Annotated in this window: 14 protein-coding genes and 1 pseudogene; 8 read left to right on the forward strand and 7 right to left on the reverse strand. The window is 66.3% G+C overall.

Features of this window, described 5'->3' with window-relative positions:
• The first annotated feature begins 16 nt into the window (after nt 1-16).
• The gene (pbpC, locus tag GTZ97_RS14550; RefSeq protein WP_161651371.1) at nt 17-2,239 is read left to right on the forward strand and encodes a penicillin-binding protein 1C; all 2,223 of its coding nucleotides are present in this window, start codon (nt 17-19) and stop codon (nt 2,237-2,239) included.
• On the opposite strand, the gene smpB is transcribed toward pbpC, so the two are convergent.
• A complete protein-coding gene (smpB, locus tag GTZ97_RS14555) occupies nt 2,219-2,710 on the reverse strand; it encodes an SsrA-binding protein SmpB (RefSeq protein ID WP_330863622.1) in 492 nt (163 codons plus the stop codon). The two genes, pbpC and smpB, sit on opposite strands and share 21 nt — an antisense overlap.
• An 11-nt stretch (nt 2,711-2,721) precedes the next feature.
• Between smpB and GTZ97_RS14560 the strand changes: the two genes are divergently transcribed.
• Both GTZ97_RS14560 and GTZ97_RS14565 read left to right on the forward strand, forming a co-directional pair.
• Nucleotides 2,722-3,195: a type II toxin-antitoxin system RatA family toxin gene (locus GTZ97_RS14560; protein ID WP_161651373.1), complete on the forward strand. Its 474-nt coding sequence runs from the start codon at nt 2,722-2,724 to the stop codon at nt 3,193-3,195.
• Nucleotides 3,182-3,577, forward strand: a complete 396-nt coding sequence (locus tag GTZ97_RS14565) for an RnfH family protein (protein WP_236651236.1) — start codon at nt 3,182-3,184, stop codon at nt 3,575-3,577. The genes GTZ97_RS14560 and GTZ97_RS14565 overlap by 14 nt, the downstream gene beginning before the upstream one ends.
• A 7-nt stretch (nt 3,578-3,584) precedes the next feature.
• Here the strand turns inward: GTZ97_RS14565 and GTZ97_RS14570 are convergent, their stop codons facing one another.
• Nucleotides 3,585-4,109 (reverse strand): DUF4124 domain-containing protein, encoded by a 525-nt coding sequence (locus GTZ97_RS14570; protein WP_161651374.1) that lies wholly within the window; start codon nt 4,107-4,109, stop codon nt 3,585-3,587.
• Between the two features lie 124 nt (nt 4,110-4,233).
• On the opposite strand from GTZ97_RS14570, the gene guaB reads away from it, so the two are divergent.
• The 4 genes from guaB (at nt 4,234) to GTZ97_RS14590 (ending at nt 9,375) form a co-directional block, all read left to right on the forward strand.
• A complete protein-coding gene (gene guaB / locus GTZ97_RS14575) occupies nt 4,234-5,706 on the forward strand; it encodes an IMP dehydrogenase (protein ID WP_161651375.1) in 1,473 nt (490 codons plus the stop codon).
• 125 nt (nt 5,707-5,831) lie between these two features.
• Complete coding sequence (locus GTZ97_RS14580; RefSeq protein ID WP_161651376.1) at nt 5,832-7,121, forward strand: MFS transporter; 1,290 nt, start codon at nt 5,832-5,834, stop codon at nt 7,119-7,121.
• A 6-nt stretch (nt 7,122-7,127) separates the two neighbouring features.
• Complete coding sequence (gene guaA / locus GTZ97_RS14585) at nt 7,128-8,732, forward strand: glutamine-hydrolyzing GMP synthase (RefSeq protein WP_161651377.1); 1,605 nt, start codon at nt 7,128-7,130, stop codon at nt 8,730-8,732.
• A gap of 112 nt (nt 8,733-8,844) precedes the next feature.
• On the forward strand, nt 8,845-9,375 hold the full coding sequence (locus tag GTZ97_RS14590; protein ID WP_161651378.1) for a 2'-5' RNA ligase family protein: 531 nt from the start codon (nt 8,845-8,847) through the stop codon (nt 9,373-9,375).
• An 11-nt stretch (nt 9,376-9,386) separates the two neighbouring features.
• Here GTZ97_RS14590 and GTZ97_RS14595 read toward each other — a convergent pair whose 3' ends face one another.
• Nucleotides 9,387-9,791 carry a SirB2 family protein gene (locus GTZ97_RS14595; protein ID WP_161651379.1) on the reverse strand — a complete coding sequence of 135 codons (405 nt, stop codon included), beginning with the start codon at nt 9,789-9,791 and terminating at the stop codon, nt 9,387-9,389.
• 71 nt (nt 9,792-9,862) lie between these two features.
• A complete protein-coding gene (locus GTZ97_RS17030; protein ID WP_161651380.1) occupies nt 9,863-11,425 on the reverse strand; it encodes a methyl-accepting chemotaxis protein in 1,563 nt (520 codons plus the stop codon).
• A 231-nt stretch (nt 11,426-11,656) separates the two neighbouring features.
• Between GTZ97_RS17030 and tadA the strand changes: the two genes are divergently transcribed.
• On the forward strand, nt 11,657-12,268 hold the full coding sequence (tadA, locus tag GTZ97_RS14605; RefSeq protein WP_236651237.1) for a tRNA adenosine(34) deaminase TadA: 612 nt from the start codon (nt 11,657-11,659) through the stop codon (nt 12,266-12,268).
• Nucleotides 12,269-12,293: 25 nt separating this feature from the next.
• Here tadA and GTZ97_RS14610 read toward each other — a convergent pair.
• The 3 genes and pseudogenes from GTZ97_RS14610 to GTZ97_RS14620 form a co-directional block, all read right to left on the reverse strand.
• Nucleotides 12,294-12,689, reverse strand: a pseudogene (locus GTZ97_RS14610) (ribonuclease HI family protein); the annotation flags it as partial.
• Nucleotides 12,679-13,761, reverse strand: a complete 1,083-nt coding sequence (locus GTZ97_RS14615) for a DUF72 domain-containing protein (protein ID WP_161651382.1) — start codon at nt 13,759-13,761, stop codon at nt 12,679-12,681. The pseudogene GTZ97_RS14610 and the gene GTZ97_RS14615, both read right to left, overlap by 11 nt.
• A 58-nt stretch (nt 13,762-13,819) precedes the next feature.
• Nucleotides 13,820-15,505, reverse strand: a complete 1,686-nt coding sequence (locus tag GTZ97_RS14620; protein WP_161651383.1) for an electron transfer flavoprotein-ubiquinone oxidoreductase — start codon at nt 15,503-15,505, stop codon at nt 13,820-13,822.
• Nucleotides 15,506-15,700 lie beyond the last annotated feature (195 nt).

Here is a 15,700-nt window from a genome sequence, read left to right on the forward strand (position 1 = left end):
AAGGGGCAGGGGCGTCATGAGGCACACGGTGGCAGCAGGCTTGGCAGCCTGGCTGGCGAGCGGGGTGGCGCAGGCGGCTTATCCGACGGTGGCCGAGGTGCGCGCGGCCCACCAGCCGAGCGATCTGGTGCTGCTGGATCACCGCGGGCGGCCCATCCAGAGCGTGCGGGTCGACGGGCAAGCGCGTCGGCTGCCGTGGGTGAGGCTGGAGGATGTCTCGCCCGCGATGCGTACGGCCATCGTGCTGTCTGAGGATCAGCGCTTCTGGCGACACAGCGGGGTTGACTGGCAGGCCGTGGCCGCCAGCGCGTGGGCCAACTTGTTCGACGCGCGCACGCGAGGCGCCTCGACCGTGACCATGCAGCTGGCGGGGCTGCTCGACAGCGATGCGGCACGCCCAGGCGAGGGGCGGTCGTGGACGCAGAAGGTGGCCCAGACCTGGGGCGCACGCCAGCTTGAAGCCCATTGGCGCAAGAGCGACATCCTGGAGGCTTACCTGAACCTGGTCCCGTTTCGGGGGGAGCTGGTCGGGCTGCCCGCGCTGACTCAGACGCTGTTTCGCAAGCACCCCGCCGGGCTGGACGCACACGAGGCGGCCATCGCCGCCGCGCTGGTGCGGGGCCCCAACGCGAGCGAGGCGGTCGTGGCGCGGCGGGCATGCCAGGTGTTGGCCTTGCAGCAGCGCAGTTGCGCCGGCATCGAGCTGCTGACGGCGCAGGCGCTGCGCCGAAAGGGCGCGCCCATGCTCGGGCCGCAGATTGCGCCGCATTTTGCGCGCTGGGCCCTGGCGCAACAGGGGCCAGGCGAGCCAGGCGGCCAAAGCTGGCCTGCTGACGCCCGCACCACGCTGGATGCGGCGCTGCAGCGCCAGGCCCGCGCACTGTTGCACCGGCATCTCGCCGAGCTCGCCGGGCAGCAGGTGGAAGACGGCGCCGTGGTGGTGCTTGATAACGCCACGGGGGCGGTGTTGGCCTGGGTGGGCAGCAGCGGCGCTTTGTCGGCGGCGGCCGATGTGGATGCGGTGCTGGCCCGCCGCCAACCGGGCTCGACGCTCAAGCCCTTTGTGTATGGCCTGGCCTTCGAGCAGCGGGTGCTGACGCCCGCCAGCCTGCTGCACGATGCGCCGGTGCAGCTGCCCACGGGCGCTGGGCTGTACATCCCGCAGAACTACGATCGGCGCTTTCGTGGCTGGGTGAGCGTGCGCACGGCGCTGGGCAACAGCCTGAACGTGCCGGCTGTGCGGGCCGGTGCCATGCTGGGGCCGGACCGGCTGGCGCAGCGCCTTAACGACCTGGGCCTGGCCCTGTCGCAACCGGGCAGCCATTACGGGCCGGGCCTGGCACTGGGCAGCGCCGAAGTCACCTTGCTGGCCCTGACCAATGCCTACCGCGCGCTGGCCAACGGCGGACACTGGTCGCCAGTACAAGCCTGGCGACCCGGGCCCGCGACCTCGAAGGCGAGGCCACAGCGTCAGGTCTTCTCGCCCGCGGTGGCCTACCTCGTGACCGACATCCTGTCGGACAACGCCGCACGCGCCATCACATTCGGGCTGGACAGCGCGCTCACAACGCGAGGCTTTGCCGCAGTAAAGACCGGCACGAGCAAAGACATGCGCGACAACTGGTGCGTCGGCTACACCGATCGCTACACCGTGGGCGTGTGGGTGGGGAACGCCAGTGGTGCGCCGATGCGCCGTGTCAGCGGCGTGTCGGGCGCTGCGCCCGTCTGGGCTGGCATGGTGCGCGCGCTGCACGAAGAACGCGTCTCCCGACCGCCGACCATGCCGGCCGGCGTGGTGCGCCAGGCCATCCATTACGAAACCGCGGGGGGCGAAGGTCTGGCCGAGCCCGACCGCGTGGAGGTCTTCCTGCAGGGCACGGCCCAGGCGCAATGGCAGCTGGCGGCAGGGGCGGGCGAGGGCGAAGCCGGGGTGGCACAGCCCGGGCGCCTGATTCGTTCGCCGGCCGATGGCGCTGTGCTGGCGCTCGATCCGGACATCCCGCCTCAGTCGCAACGTGTGCACTTCGAGGCCGCGCGCCATGTTCTGGCCGCCCCGGCGGGTGGCCGGGCTCAAGCGCCGGCCTGGTGGCTCAACGGCAAGCGGTTGGGCAGTGCCCGTGGGCCTGTGCGCTGGCTGCCCATGCCGGGCCGGCATGTTCTGGAACTGCGCCGCGGCAACGAAGTGCTCGATTCGGTGCGGTTCGAGGTGCGGGGCGCCTCAGTCCTTGCCGCTGGATGAGACCTTGTGCCGCATCAGGCGGCCCTTCTCTCGCTCCCACTCGCGTTCTTTGACGGTGTGGCGCTTGTCGTGCTCGGCCTTGCCCTTGGCCAGCGCGATCTCGGCCTTCACGCGGCCGCCCTTCCAGTGCAGGTTGAGCGGCACCAGGGTGTAACCCTTTTGTTCGGTCTTGCCGATCAGGCGCCGGATTTGCTCCTTGTGCATCAGCAGCTTCTTGGTGCGATCGGCCTCGGGCTTGATGTGCGTCGAGGCGGAGCGCAGGGCGTTGATGCGCAGCCCGATCAGAAACAGCTCACCGTCCTTGATGACCACATAGCCGTCGGTCATCTGCACCTGGCCCTCGCGAATGGCCTTGACTTCCCAGCCTTCCAGCACCACACCCGCTTCGAAGCGTTCCTCGAGGTGGTAGTTGAAATGGGCTTTGCGGTTCTCGGCGATCGTCATGGGGGCGCGGCGGCTTCTCTCTAAAATACCGACATTCTATGAAGCACGTTCACAAGTCCGTCTTGCTCTGGTACTCACCCCGTGAAATGTATGGGCTGGTGACCGCAATCCAAGACTATCCGCAGTTTTTGCCTTGGTGCGATCGCGCCGAGTTGCTCCAGACCCACGACGATGGCGTCACCGCGCGGCTGCACATCGCCTTTGCCGGTGTGCATCAGGCCTTTACCACGCGCAACACCCATGAGCCCGGCCGCAGCGTGCACATGACGCTGGTGGACGGCCCCTTCTCGCAACTGGAAGGCACGTGGCGCTTCCAGCCACTGCAGCAGCCCGGCACCGAGCCCACGGGCGATCCCCTGGACGCCCCCGCCTGCAAGGTGGAGTTTTCGCTGCACTACGCGTTTGCGAGCCGCACGCTGTCGATGGTCGTCAGCCCCGTGTTCGACCGCATCGCCAACACCTTTGTCGAAGCCTTCGTGAAGCGGGCCGAGCAGGTGCATGGCCCGCGCTGAAGCTCAGATGGGCGCGGCGATGCGTGTGGAGGTGTGGGTGAGCCTGGCGCCCCGCGAGGTGCGCGGGCAGACGCTCCAGTTGCCCGCTGGCAGCACCGTTGCGCAGGCCATCGAGGCCACGGGCTGGGTGGGCCAGCTGCAGGGGCTCGATGGCACGTCGTTTCACGATGGGTTGCAGACCGGCGCCTGGACCTTGGCGATCTGGGGCCGCAAGACCACCCTGGGCCACGTGCTACGCGAGGATGATCGCGTGGAGTTGCTCAGAGGGCTGACCGTGGACCCGAAAGAGGCGCGGCGTGTGCGATACCGCGCCCAGGGCGAGAAGCTCCCGAAGGGCTTCCACCGGCCGCGCACGCCAAAAGACCCGACGCGGCAGGGCTGAGCCGCTTTCAGCGGCAGCTGGAATCGATGATTTCCTGGGTGCGCTGCATTTCCGCGGCACGGCCCTTGTCGTCCAGGATCTCGCGTTCGCCGTTGGCGTTGGTGCGCGCGATGCGGATGCCGTCGTTCAACGAGCGTTGGTAGGCACGGGCGCGTTCGCAGTTCTCGGCGCGGGCCTTGGCGGCGCGCTCTTCCTCTGCTTTTTTCTGGGCCTGCTGCCTGGCTTTTTCTTCAGCCTCGGCCTTGCGCTTGCGGGCGTCGAGTTCGTCGACCTGCTTCAGCTCTGAGCTGGGGGCCGACGCGGGCACCGCGGCGGGAGCGGGGCGGTTCGCGGCCCGGCTGCCCGAAGGGCGCGCCAGGATGAACTGTTCGGGCGTGCCTGGAGGCGGCGGCCGGTCGCTGTATTGGATGGCGCCATTGGCGTCGCGCCATTTCCACTGCGTCTGGGCCTCGGCGGTCGACGCCAGACCCATCAACACCACGACGGAAGAGAAGGCGGCTGCGACGAGCCGGCGGGCTTGCACACTGGTCATACAGCGCAGTGTAGCGAAGCGTGTCGCCGCCATGTGCAATGGATTGTCAGGATGCGTGGCGTGTGCCACGCAGAGGCCCCGGACCGATCCGCGTATAATCCGCTTTTGCGTCTGGAGCCCGTTCATGCGCCTGCTTGGAAAAGCCCTCACGTTCGACGACGTGCTGCTGGTGCCAGCTTATTCCCAAGTGTTGCCCCGCGACACTTCCCTGGCCACCCAATTTACCCGCAACATCCGCCTCAACCTGCCGCTCGTGTCTGCCGCGATGGACACCGTGACGGAGGCCCGTCTGGCGATCGCCATTGCCCAGGAAGGCGGCATCGGCATCATCCACAAGAACCTGACGCCCAAGCAGCAGGCGGCCGAAGTGGCGCGGGTCAAGCGCTATGAGTCGGGTGTGCTGCGCGATCCGATCACGATTTCGTCGGGCGTGAAGGTGCGCGACGTGATCGAGTTGTCCAAGCAGCACGGCATTTCCGGCTTCCCCGTGGTGGACGACGGCAAGGTGGTCGGCATCGTGACCGGCCGCGACCTGCGCTTTGAAACCCGCCTGGACGCGCCGGTGCGCGAGATCATGACCCCGCGGGAGCGTCTGATCGTCGTCAAGGAAGGCGCCAGCCTGAACGAGGCCAAGGCCCTGATGCACCAGCACAAGCTGGAGCGGGTGCTGGTGGTCAACGACGCGTTCGAGCTGCGCGGCGTGTTCACCGTCAAGGACATCACCAAGCAGACCAACTTCCCGAACGCCGCGCGCGATCCGCAGGGCAAGCTGCGCGTGGGTGCCGCCGTGGGCGTGGGCGAAGGCACCGAAGAGCGCGTGGAACTGCTGGTCAGGGCCGGTGTCGATGCGCTGGTGGTGGACACCGCACACGGCCACAGCGCGGGTGTGATCGAGCGCGTGCGCTGGGTCAAGAAGAACTTCCCGCACGTCGAGGTGATCGGCGGCAACATCGCCACCGGCGCGGCTGCCCTGGCGCTGGCTGAAGCCGGTGCAGATGCAGTCAAGGTGGGCATTGGCCCCGGCTCGATCTGCACCACCCGCATCATCGCGGGCGTGGGCGTGCCCCAGGTGACCGCCATCGACAACGTGGCGACCGCCCTGCAAGGCACGGGCGTGCCCCTCATCGCCGACGGCGGCATCCGCTACTCGGGCGACATCGCCAAGGCCATCGCTGCGGGCGCCAGCACCGTGATGATGGGGGGCATGTTCGCCGGCACGGAAGAAGCCCCGGGCGAGGTCATCCTGTATCAGGGCCGCAGCTACAAGAGCTACCGCGGCATGGGCTCGATTGGCGCCATGAAGGCCGGCTCGGCCGACCGCTACTTCCAGGAAAACGACGAAACCACCAACCCGAACGCGGACAAGCTGGTGCCCGAGGGCATTGAAGGGCGTGTACCGTACAAGGGCTCGGTCGTCACGATCCTGTACCAAATGGCTGGCGGCCTGCGTGCGTCCATGGGCTATTGTGGCTGCGCGACCGTCGAAGACATGCGCAGCCGTGCCGAGTTCGTCGAGATCACGGCGGCCGGTATCCGCGAGAGCCATGTGCACGACGTGCAGATCACCAAGGAAGCCCCGAACTACCGCATGGAGTGACCGGACGCCTCGGTCATGACCTGCGCCCGGCTTCTGGCCGGGCGTTGGTGTTTTAAGCGCTGAACATGAAACCCGCCTCGGCCCCCGATCACTCCCCGACTTCCGCCGGCAGTCGGGTGGCGGCCATGCGCTTCATCATGATCACGGTGGTGCTCGACATGATCGCCATCGGGTTGATCATCCCAGTGCTGCCTGCGCTGGTCGGCACCTTCACCCAGTCGCAAACCGAGCAGGCCGAGGCCTATCGCCTGGTGATGCTGGCGTTCGGGGTGGCCAACTTCCTGTGCTCGCCGCTGCTGGGTGCGCTGTCAGACCGCTTCGGGCGGCGCCCCGTGCTGCTGATCGGCATGACAGGGCTGTCCATCAGCCTGTTCACCACCGCGCTGGCCACGGCATTGTGGATGTTGGTGGCCGTGCGTCTGGTGTCGGGCGCGATGCAGGCCAACATTGCGGTGGCCAATGCCTATGCAGCCGATGTGTCCACGGCCGAGAATCGTGCCAAGCATTTCGGCATGCTGGGCGCGATGTTCGGTGTCGGCTTCATGCTGGGGCCCATACTGGGCGGCCTGCTGGGTGCGGTCGACATCCACCTGCCGTTCTTTGTCGCGGGCGCGCTGACGGTGCTCAACGGGCTGTATGGCTACTTTGTGCTGCCCGAATCCCTGCCGAAAGAGCGTCGCAGCCCGCTCAGTTGGGCCAAAGCCTCGCCGTTCACAGCTTTCAAGGCGCTGAACCGGCTGGAAGGCATGGGCCCGCTGGTGCTGATCCTGGCGCTGTCCGGCCTGGCTCAGTTCACGCTCAACACCACCTGGGTGCTGTACACCCAGATGAAGTTTGGCTGGGGGCCGCTCGAGAATGGCGTGTCGCTGTTTGCCGTGGGCCTGATGTCGGTGATCGTGCAGGGTGGCCTGATGGGCCGCTTCACGTCGGCATTTGGCGCCCGGCGGCTGGCGATCGCCGGGCTGGTGTCCTCATCACTGTGTTTCTTGGGCTGGGGCCTGGCCTGGGAGGGCTGGATGATGTTCGTCATCGTCGCCCTCAACGTACTGGGTTTCACCGCTCAGCCGGCCATGCAGAGTCTGATTTCCAACTCCGCGGCGCCTCATGTGCAGGGCCAGACCATGGGCGCCGTGGCCGCCGTCAACAGCCTGATGGCCGCCGTGGCCCCGGTGGTGGGTCCCTCGCTGCTGGTGTGGGTGGGCCACCTGCCGCAGGGCGATTGGCGCATCGGTGCGCCGTATTACCTTTGTTCAGCGCTGCAACTGGTGGCCGCCTTGCTGGTGTGGCGCCATGTGCGCCAGACCCCGCTGCAGGGCACTTCAGTGTCCGCAGCTCCCCGTACGCCCGCGCATGAAAGCCCGGGCTCTCATGCACCCGACCCGGTTGATTCCTCCGTGAGCGCCTCGCCGCGCTGAAGCACCATGCACGACAAGATCCTCATCCTCGATTTCGGCTCCCAGGTGACCCAGCTGATCGCGCGTCGCGTGCGCGAGGCCCACGTCTATTGCGAGATCCATCCCAATGATGTGTCGGACGACTTCATCAAGTCGTTTGCACCCAAGGGCATCATCCTGTCAGGCAGCCACGCCTCGACCTACGAAGACCACCAGCTGCGTGCCCCGCAAGCCGTGTGGGATCTGGGCGTGCCCGTGCTCGGCATCTGCTACGGCATGCAGACCATGGCCGTGCAACTGGGCGGCGAGGTGAGCTGGTCAGACACGCGCGAGTTCGGCTACGCCGAGGTGCGCGCCCATGGCCACACCAGGCTGCTGGATGGTATTCAGGACTTCGCCACGGCGGAAGGCCACGGCATGCTCAAGGTGTGGATGAGCCACGGCGACAAGGTCACCAAGCTGCCTGATGGCTTCAAGCTGATGGCTTCGACGCCCAGCTGCCCGATCGCCGGCATGGCCAACGAAGACAAGGGCTATTACGCCGTGCAGTTCCACCCCGAGGTGACGCACACCATCCAGGGCCAGGCCATGCTCAACCGCTTCGTGCGCGAGATTGCGGGTTGCCAGGGCGACTGGATCATGGGCAACTACATTGAAGAGGCCGTGGCCAAGATCCGCGAGCAGGTGGGCGATGAAGAGGTCATCCTGGGCCTGTCGGGTGGCGTTGACTCGTCCGTGGCTGCGGCTCTGATCCACCGCGCCATTGGCGACCAGCTCACCTGTGTGTTCGTCGACCACGGGCTGCTGCGCCTGAACGAAGGCGACATGGTCATGGATATGTTCGAAGGCAAGCTGCACGCGAAGGTGATTCGCGTCGATGCGTCTGACCTGTTCCTGGGCCAACTGGCCGGCGTGACCGACCCTGAGAAGAAGCGCAAGATCATTGGCGGCCTGTTTGTAGATGTGTTCAAGGCCGAGGCCGAGAAGCTCAAGCAAAGCGGCCAAGGCCATAAGGGCGCGACCTTCCTGGCCCAGGGCACCATCTACCCCGACGTGGTCGAAAGTGGCGGCACCAAGACCAAGAAGGCGACCACCATCAAGAGCCACCACAACGTGGGCGGCCTGCCTGAGCAACTCGGCCTGAAGCTGCTGGAGCCGCTGCGCGAGCTGTTCAAGGACGAGGTGCGCGAGCTGGGCGTGGCCCTGGGCCTGCCGCCCGAGATGGTCTACCGCCACCCCTTCCCGGGCCCGGGCCTGGGTGTGCGCATCCTGGGCGAGGTGAAGAAGGAATACGCCGACCTGCTGCGCCGCGCCGACGCGATCTTCATCGAAGAGCTGCGCAACACCATCGACCCGGCCACCGGCAAGAGCTGGTACGACCTGACTTCGCAAGCCTTCACGGTGTTCCTGCCGGTCAAGAGCGTGGGCGTGATGGGCGACGGACGCACGTATGACTACGTGGTGGCGCTGCGCGCCGTGCAGACGTCTGACTTCATGACGGCCGACTGGGCCGAGCTGCCTTACAGCATGCTCAAGCGCACGTCCGGGCGGATCATCAATGAGGTGCGCGGCATCAACCGCGTGACCTATGACGTGAGCTCCAAGCCGCCTGCCACCATCGAGTGGGAGTGAGTTCAGCAGCACCCGTGGATGCGATGGGGTGAGGGCGACTGTGGCAGAGCAGCTTACGCTGGACGGGTTTGCTGGGGAGGCTCCACAGCCCTACAGCCTGTTCTTCGCACTGATGCCCGACGCCCGTGCCGCTCAACAGGCGACGGAAGTTGCATCGCTGGTGGCGCGCGACCAGGGCTTCGCGGCCAGGGCCGACCGCACTTCCCGCTTTCACGTCACGCTGTTCCATGTCGGTCACTTCGCGGGCGAGATTCCTGCAGGTACGCTTGCCACTGCGCGAGCCGTTGCGGCGGAGATGGTGGCACCGCCCTTCGAGGTCTCATTTACCCACGTCGGTAGCTTTGCGGGTAGGCCGGGTAACCTGCCCATCGTGCTGCTGGGGGCAGACGCCGAGCCCGAACTGATGGCCTTTCAGGCCGTGCTGCAGGATCGGTTGCTGCGGGCAGGGCTGACGGCGGGCGTGCTGCACAAACGCTTCAATCCTCACCTTACGCTGTTCTACGGGCGCCAGCCGCTCGAGGCGAGCGAGATCACGCCCATCAGCTGGCGTGCCGACGCGTTTGTTCTGTTACGCAGCGTGATCGGGCAAAGCCGCTACATCGAAGAAGGGCGCTGGGCGCTCCGCGGACCTTTGGCGAAGTAGGGGGCTGCGGCTCACAGCCAGCTTGCCAGCGCGCCCAGCGGGTGATGCGCCCGCGCGATGCTGTACATCGCCAGAAAGCTCGCCAGCGCGGCGATGAAGGCCAGGCCCTTGCCTTGTCGGGTGCGGGCGCGCTTGAGCGCAAATGTGCCCAGGACGATGTAGACCACCAGCAGGGCCAGCTTGGCCTGCAGCCATGCCACGGCAAATGGGTTGAGCTGCAGCGCGATCAGTAGCAGCAAGGCGGCAACCAGCAGCGCCGTGTCGATCACCATGCTGACGATGCGCGCCCAGCGATGCATGGCCCAGCGCAGGCCGGCCAGCACCGATACGCCGCGCAGGGCAAACAGGCCCCCACTGAGCATGGCCAGCCCGACATGGCTGGCCTTGAGGGTGACGTAGAACTCGGACAAAGGCATGACGACAGATGACGGGCGGTGAATGACGCCCGCCATCATGCCAGCCCTTGCCCGAGTCCTTAGACGAGTCCTTACACGCGGAAGACAGCGACGGTCTGGACCAGTTGCACCGACTGCATGCGCAGGCTTTCTGCAGCGGCGGCGCCTTCTTCGACCAGCGCGGCGTTCTGCTGCGTGACCTGGTCCATCTGGCGGACGGCTTCGCCGACCTGCGAGACAGCCGTGCTTTGCTCTGTGCTGGCCGCACTGATCTCGGACATCAGGTCACTGACGCGCTGGATGGCGTTGACCACCTCCTGCATGGTCGTGCCGGCCTGGTCGACCAGCGTGCTGCCGTGCTCAACCCGATCCACGCTGGCGTGAATGAGCGCCTTGATCTCGCGGGCGGCTTCAGCTGACCGGCTGGCCAGGCTGCGCACCTCAGAGGCCACCACCGCGAAGCCGCGACCCTGTTCGCCTGCCCGGGCTGCTTCGACGGCGGCGTTCAGCGCCAGGATGTTGGTCTGGAAGGCAATGCCGTCGATGACACCGATGATGTCGGCGATCTTCTTGGAGCTTTCGTCGATGGCGCGCATGGTGTTGACCACCTGACCCATCACCTCGCCGCCGCGCACAGCCACGGCGCTGGCGCTCAGCGCAAGCTGGCTGCCTTGTGTGGCGTTGTCGGCGCTGTTGTGAACCGTGCTGTCCAGTTGCTCCATGGAGGCGGCAGTCTGCTGCAGCGAGGCGGCTTGTTCTTCCGTGCGCTGGCTGAGGTCCAGGTTGCCTTGGGCAATCTGGCTGGCGGCGGTCGCCACGCTTTCCGAGTTGGCGCGAACCTGTTCCACCACTTGTACGAGGCTGCCCTGCATGCGCTTGAGTGCGGCCATGACGCTGGCGTCGTCGCCCGCTTTCAATTGGATGGGGGTGGCCAGGTCACCGGCAGCCACGGCTTGGGCCAGCGTCACGGCCTCCGCCGGCTCGGCACCCAATTGCCGCATGAGGCTGCGAGCGATCGCCACGCCAATGCCAATGCCCAGCAGCAGCGCGCCGGCGACGAGGGCGATCATGGTGTTGCGCGCACTCGCATAGATGGCACTGGTGCGGGCCGAGGTGTCGGCAGCGTTCTTCTCCTTGAGGCGTGCGAGTTGGGTCAGCAGCTCGTCCAGTTTGCCGGCCTGCTGTGCGAAGTCACCGAACAGAAAGCGTGTGAGTTCAGCGCGGTCATCCAGGCTTGAGGCGCCGATCATCTCGTGCAATTTCGCGCCCATGCGCGTGTAGTCGCGCCAGACTTGGTCAATCTCGTCCAGGTAGCCTTTCCCCTCAGCCGAGAAGAACAGGGGGCGTGCCTTGTCGAGGTGGGCGCGCAAAGACTGCAGGTGGCCTTCGGATTTCTCCAGGTAGGTCTGGCGTTCCGCCTCGGTGGTCGCCAGCATGGCATTGCGCCGGTCGCGCGCAAGATAAACCATGTCAATGTTGGCTTCCTTGACGTGTGAAAGCGCGATGAGCTCGCGGCTGTACATGGTGTCCGCCTCGTCATTGAGCATGCTCATGTTGCGGATGCCGACACCGCTGACTGCCGCGCCGATCAGGCTGACGGCGGCGAAAGCGGTGATGAGCTGGGTGCGGAGCGAGAGTTGGGCGAAGGCAGTCATGGCGTGAAAATCGCATGTCGAGTCAGTGGAGCCCAGGAGGCCCTGGGCGTCGTGGTCGAAAAAACACCCGTTCGACAGCGGGAGCGAGATTCACTTCTGGGTACTGCAGTCGCTGGAGGCTATATCGGCCGCACCTGCGTTTCCTGCATCGCGAGAAGGTAACAATCGGTATGCCAGGGGGCGGCGATAATGACGGTTGCCTTCATCTCCTTGCTTCCGTCGTGCCCGCCCATGTCGATTGCTGACGAATACGCCATGCGCCTGGCCCTGGACCAGGCCCACAACGCCTGGCTGGCCGGCGAGGTGCCAGTGGGTGCGGTGATCGTGCGCGCGGGGCAGGTGGTGGCCACCGGTTACAACCGGCCCATCACCACCCATGACCCGACCGCCCACGCCGAGATCGTGGCCCTGCGTCACGCGGCACACCTACTTGAGAACTATCGGCTGCCCGAGTGCGAACTGTTTGTCACGCTGGAGCCGTGCGCCATGTGCGCCATGGCGCTGATGCATGCGCGCTTCAAGCGCGTGGTGTTTGCAGCGCCTGACCCGAAGACGGGCGTGGCCGGCTCGGTCATCGACCTGTTTTCAAACCGCCAGTTGAATCACCACACCGAGGTGGTGGGCGGCGTGCTCGCCGAGCCCGCCAGCGCCTTGCTCAAGCAGTTCTTTGCCGAGCGTCGCGCCCAGATCAAGGCTGAGCGCGACGCGCGCAAGGCCGCGGCGTCGCGTCAGGCGCTTCACGGTCTGGACGTGATCGAGCCGGAACCGGATCTGCCGGTGGGGCTGGTTGTGGAAGTCGAGAGCGATTTGCTGCGCGTCCCGCCGGACGAGCCGCAGGCCTGACGGGCAAGCCCACCGCTTCACGCGACAACCGGTCGGCCTCGGCATTGCGATGGCCGGGCACCCATGCGACTGAGAATGCAGCCAACGCGCTGGCCAAGCTCTGGATTTCGCTGACCAGTGCCTGCAGCGAGGGGGGAATGGAGGGTGGGCGAGCGACCGGCTGCAGGTGGTCTGCGGCGATCCGGCTGTCCGTTTGCAGGCGGAGCTGCTGCGCGCCAGCGTCGAGTGCCATGCTCACAGCCAGCAGGATGGCGCGCAGTTCGGCTTCGTTGTTGCAGCCCCGTCCTTCGGCGCGCACCGATCGTGTCTGAACGTCTCCCCCGGGCGAGCGCAGCACGACGCCCAGGCCCATCGGGCCCGGGTTGGGGGAGGCGCTGCCATCGCAGCACGCCGTCCACATGTCGGTCGCGTCAGGTGTCATGAGAGTTGGAAGCAGGTGGATCGACAATGGCCCGGGCCAGCGCCTCGACCGACAGCGGGGCGCAGCCTTCGGCCTTGTTGCTGATCGAGACGTAGGCAGGCAACTGCGCTTGTGCGGCAGCACGCACCACCTTGGCCAGCGTCTCGCGGGTGGCGAGGTCTTCGTCCTGCAGGCGGTTGAAAGGCTCGTACAGCGCCTTGGCTGATTCGTAACCATGCGCGCCGTGGCGCCGATGCAGGTTCCAGCGGCAGACCACCGGACTGGGCCATAGCTTGCGCAACACGGGCAGTTGCCCGTCGATGTCTGGCATGCGTGCATGCAGGCCCAGGCAGTAAGCCGCGCCAGTGTCGCGCAAGACCTCGGCCAGCTCGGGGCGAACGAGTGAAGCGTCGCGCAGCTCCACTGCGATCACGGCATCCGGTGCGGCCTGGTGCAAGTGGCGCGGGCGGGGCAGGGCGCTGAGCAGGGCATGCAGTCGGGCAAAGAGGCGCTCGGGTTGTCTCAACCAGTCTTGCGGCATGGGGCTGAGCTGAAACACCAGCGCGCCCAGCTTGGTGCCGAGGCCCTGCAGCGCTGGCATCACGAAGCTGCTCAGTGCAAGATCGGGATCGAGAAACAAGGGGTTGTGCGAGCGCCCGCGGCCCCGTTCGTCCCGGATCAGGGCGTCTGCCACCGCGGCGGGCGCCTTGACCATGAAGCGAAAGCTGGCCGGCACCTGGGCCGCGTAGGTGGCGTACTGCGCCTCCGGCAGGGCCTGGTAGAAGCTGCGGTCGATGCTGACGGTGCGCAGCAAGGGGTGCTGCGCGTAGGCGCGCAGACCCTGCCGCGACAGGGTGGATTCGCTGTGCGCACGTGCCCAGACCAAGTCCGTCCAGCCAGGATAGCTCCACGACGACGTGCCGAGGTGGACGAGGGGCGACAACAGTTCGCCGAGTGCGCGCTGGTCCGCGGCGAAGGCGGTGGGCTGCACCGGGCCAGTGGCACGGGCAGGCGGCGCACTGGGCAGCCTGGGCCGCTGCAGCGGCTGTGAGGGCGCGGGTGTGTCGCCGAACAGGTCGTCTTGCGGATCCATGGTGTGCGAAAGCAAAAGGGAGCCCCGAGGCTCCCTTTCTGCTGACCAGATCAGGCCATCACATGCCCGCGTAGTTCGGACCGCCGCCGCCTTCCGGCGTGACCCACACGATGTTCTGGGTCGGGTCCTTGATGTCGCAGGTCTTGCAGTGCACGCAGTTCTGCGCGTTGATCACCAGCTTGTCCTGGTTGTCGTCAGTCTTGACGAATTCGTACACGCCAGCCGGGCAGTAGCGCGACTCGGGGCCGGCAAACTTGGCCAGGTTGGTCTGCACGGGCACCGAGGCATTCTTCAGCGTCAGGTGGGCGGGCTGGTGTTCGTTGTGGTTGGTGTTCGAGACGAACACCGAGCTCAGGCGGTCGAACGTGAGCTTGCCATCCGGCTTCGGGTACTCGATCTTGGCGCACTGCGAGGCGGGCAGCAGGCGGGTGTGGTCGGCCTCGGTGCGGTGGATCGTCCACGGCGCTTCCTTGATACCCAGCTTGGGCAGCAGCCAGTGCTCGATGCCGGTCATCAGCATGCCAACGTACATGCCCTTCTTGAACCACTGCTTGAAGTTCTTGGAGGTGTTGAGCTCTTCCTTCAGCCAGCTGTTCTCGAAGCCGTTGACATAGGCCGTCAGCTCGTCGCCCTGGCGACCTGCGGTGAGGGCCTCGAACAGGGCTTCGGCGCACAGCATGCCGGTCTTCATGGCGGCATGCGAGCCCTTGATGCGGGCAGCGTTCAGGAAGCCGGCGTCACAGCCCACCAGGGCCCCACCGGGGAACACGAACTTGGGCAGCGACAGGATGCCACCGGCCGTGATGGCGCGGGCACCGTAGCTCAGGCGCTTGGCGCCTTCCAGATATTGCTTGATGCTGGGGTGGGTCTTCCAGCGCTGCATTTCTTCGAACGGGGACAGCCAGGGGTTCTGGTAGTCCAGACCCGTCACGAAGCCCAGGGTGACCTTGTTGTCTTCCAGGTGGTACAGGAAGCCGCCACCGTAGGTCTGGGTGTCCATCGGCCAGCCGGCGGTGTGCACCACCAGACCGGGCTTGGCCTTGGCCGGGTCGATTTCCCAGAGCTCCTTGATGCCGATGGCGTAGCTCTGCGGGTCTTTGCCTTCGTCGAGCTTGAACTTGGCGATCAGTTGCTTGCCCAGGTGGCCGCGTGCACCTTCGGCAAAGATGGTGTACTTGCCGTGCAGTTCCATGCCGAGCTGGAAGTCGCCGGTGGGCTCGCCGTTCTTGTCGACGCCCAGGTTGCCGGTGGCCACGCCCTTGACCGAGCCATCGTCGTTGTACAGCACTTCGGCAGCCGCGAAGCCGGGGAAGATTTCTACGCCCAGGGCTTCGGCCTGCTGGCCCAGCCAGCGCACGACGTTGCCCAGGCTGATGACGTAGTTGCCTTCGTTGTGGAAGCAGTTGGGGATCAGGGCCTGCGGGGTGGCCATGGCGCCGGTTTCGCTCAGCACCAGCACCTCGTCGGCGGTGACGGGCTGGTTCAGGGGCGCGCCCAGCTCTTTCCAGTTGGGGAAGAGCTCGTTCATCGAGATCGGGTCCATCACGGCGCCAGACAGGATGTGGGCGCCGGGCTCCGAGCCCTTTTCCAGCACGACGACGGAGATCTCGCTGCCGGCCTTCTCGGCCAGTTGCTTCAGGCGGATGGCGGTGGACAGACCGGCAGGGCCCGCGCCCACGATCACGACGTCGTATTCCATCGACTCGCGGGGGCCAAACTGCTCAAGAATTTCCTGGGGCGTCATCGTGATTCCTTCTGTCTGGGGCAACAGGATGGGGTGATTTTTCGAACAAGTCCGCGATTCTATGTCGAGGTGCATGCGAATTCACGCAGAAAATAGCACGACCGTTCGAAAATCGCCACCCTGGGCGGGGGGTGTGCCGGTGCTGACGCGGCTGCGTGCTAAGGTTGACGCCGACCGAGACTGCTGAGGAGCACC

This window comes from Aquabacterium fontiphilum (genome assembly GCF_009909205.1).
In the GTDB taxonomy this organism is placed as follows: domain Bacteria; phylum Pseudomonadota; class Gammaproteobacteria; order Burkholderiales; family Burkholderiaceae_C; genus Aquabacterium; species Aquabacterium fontiphilum.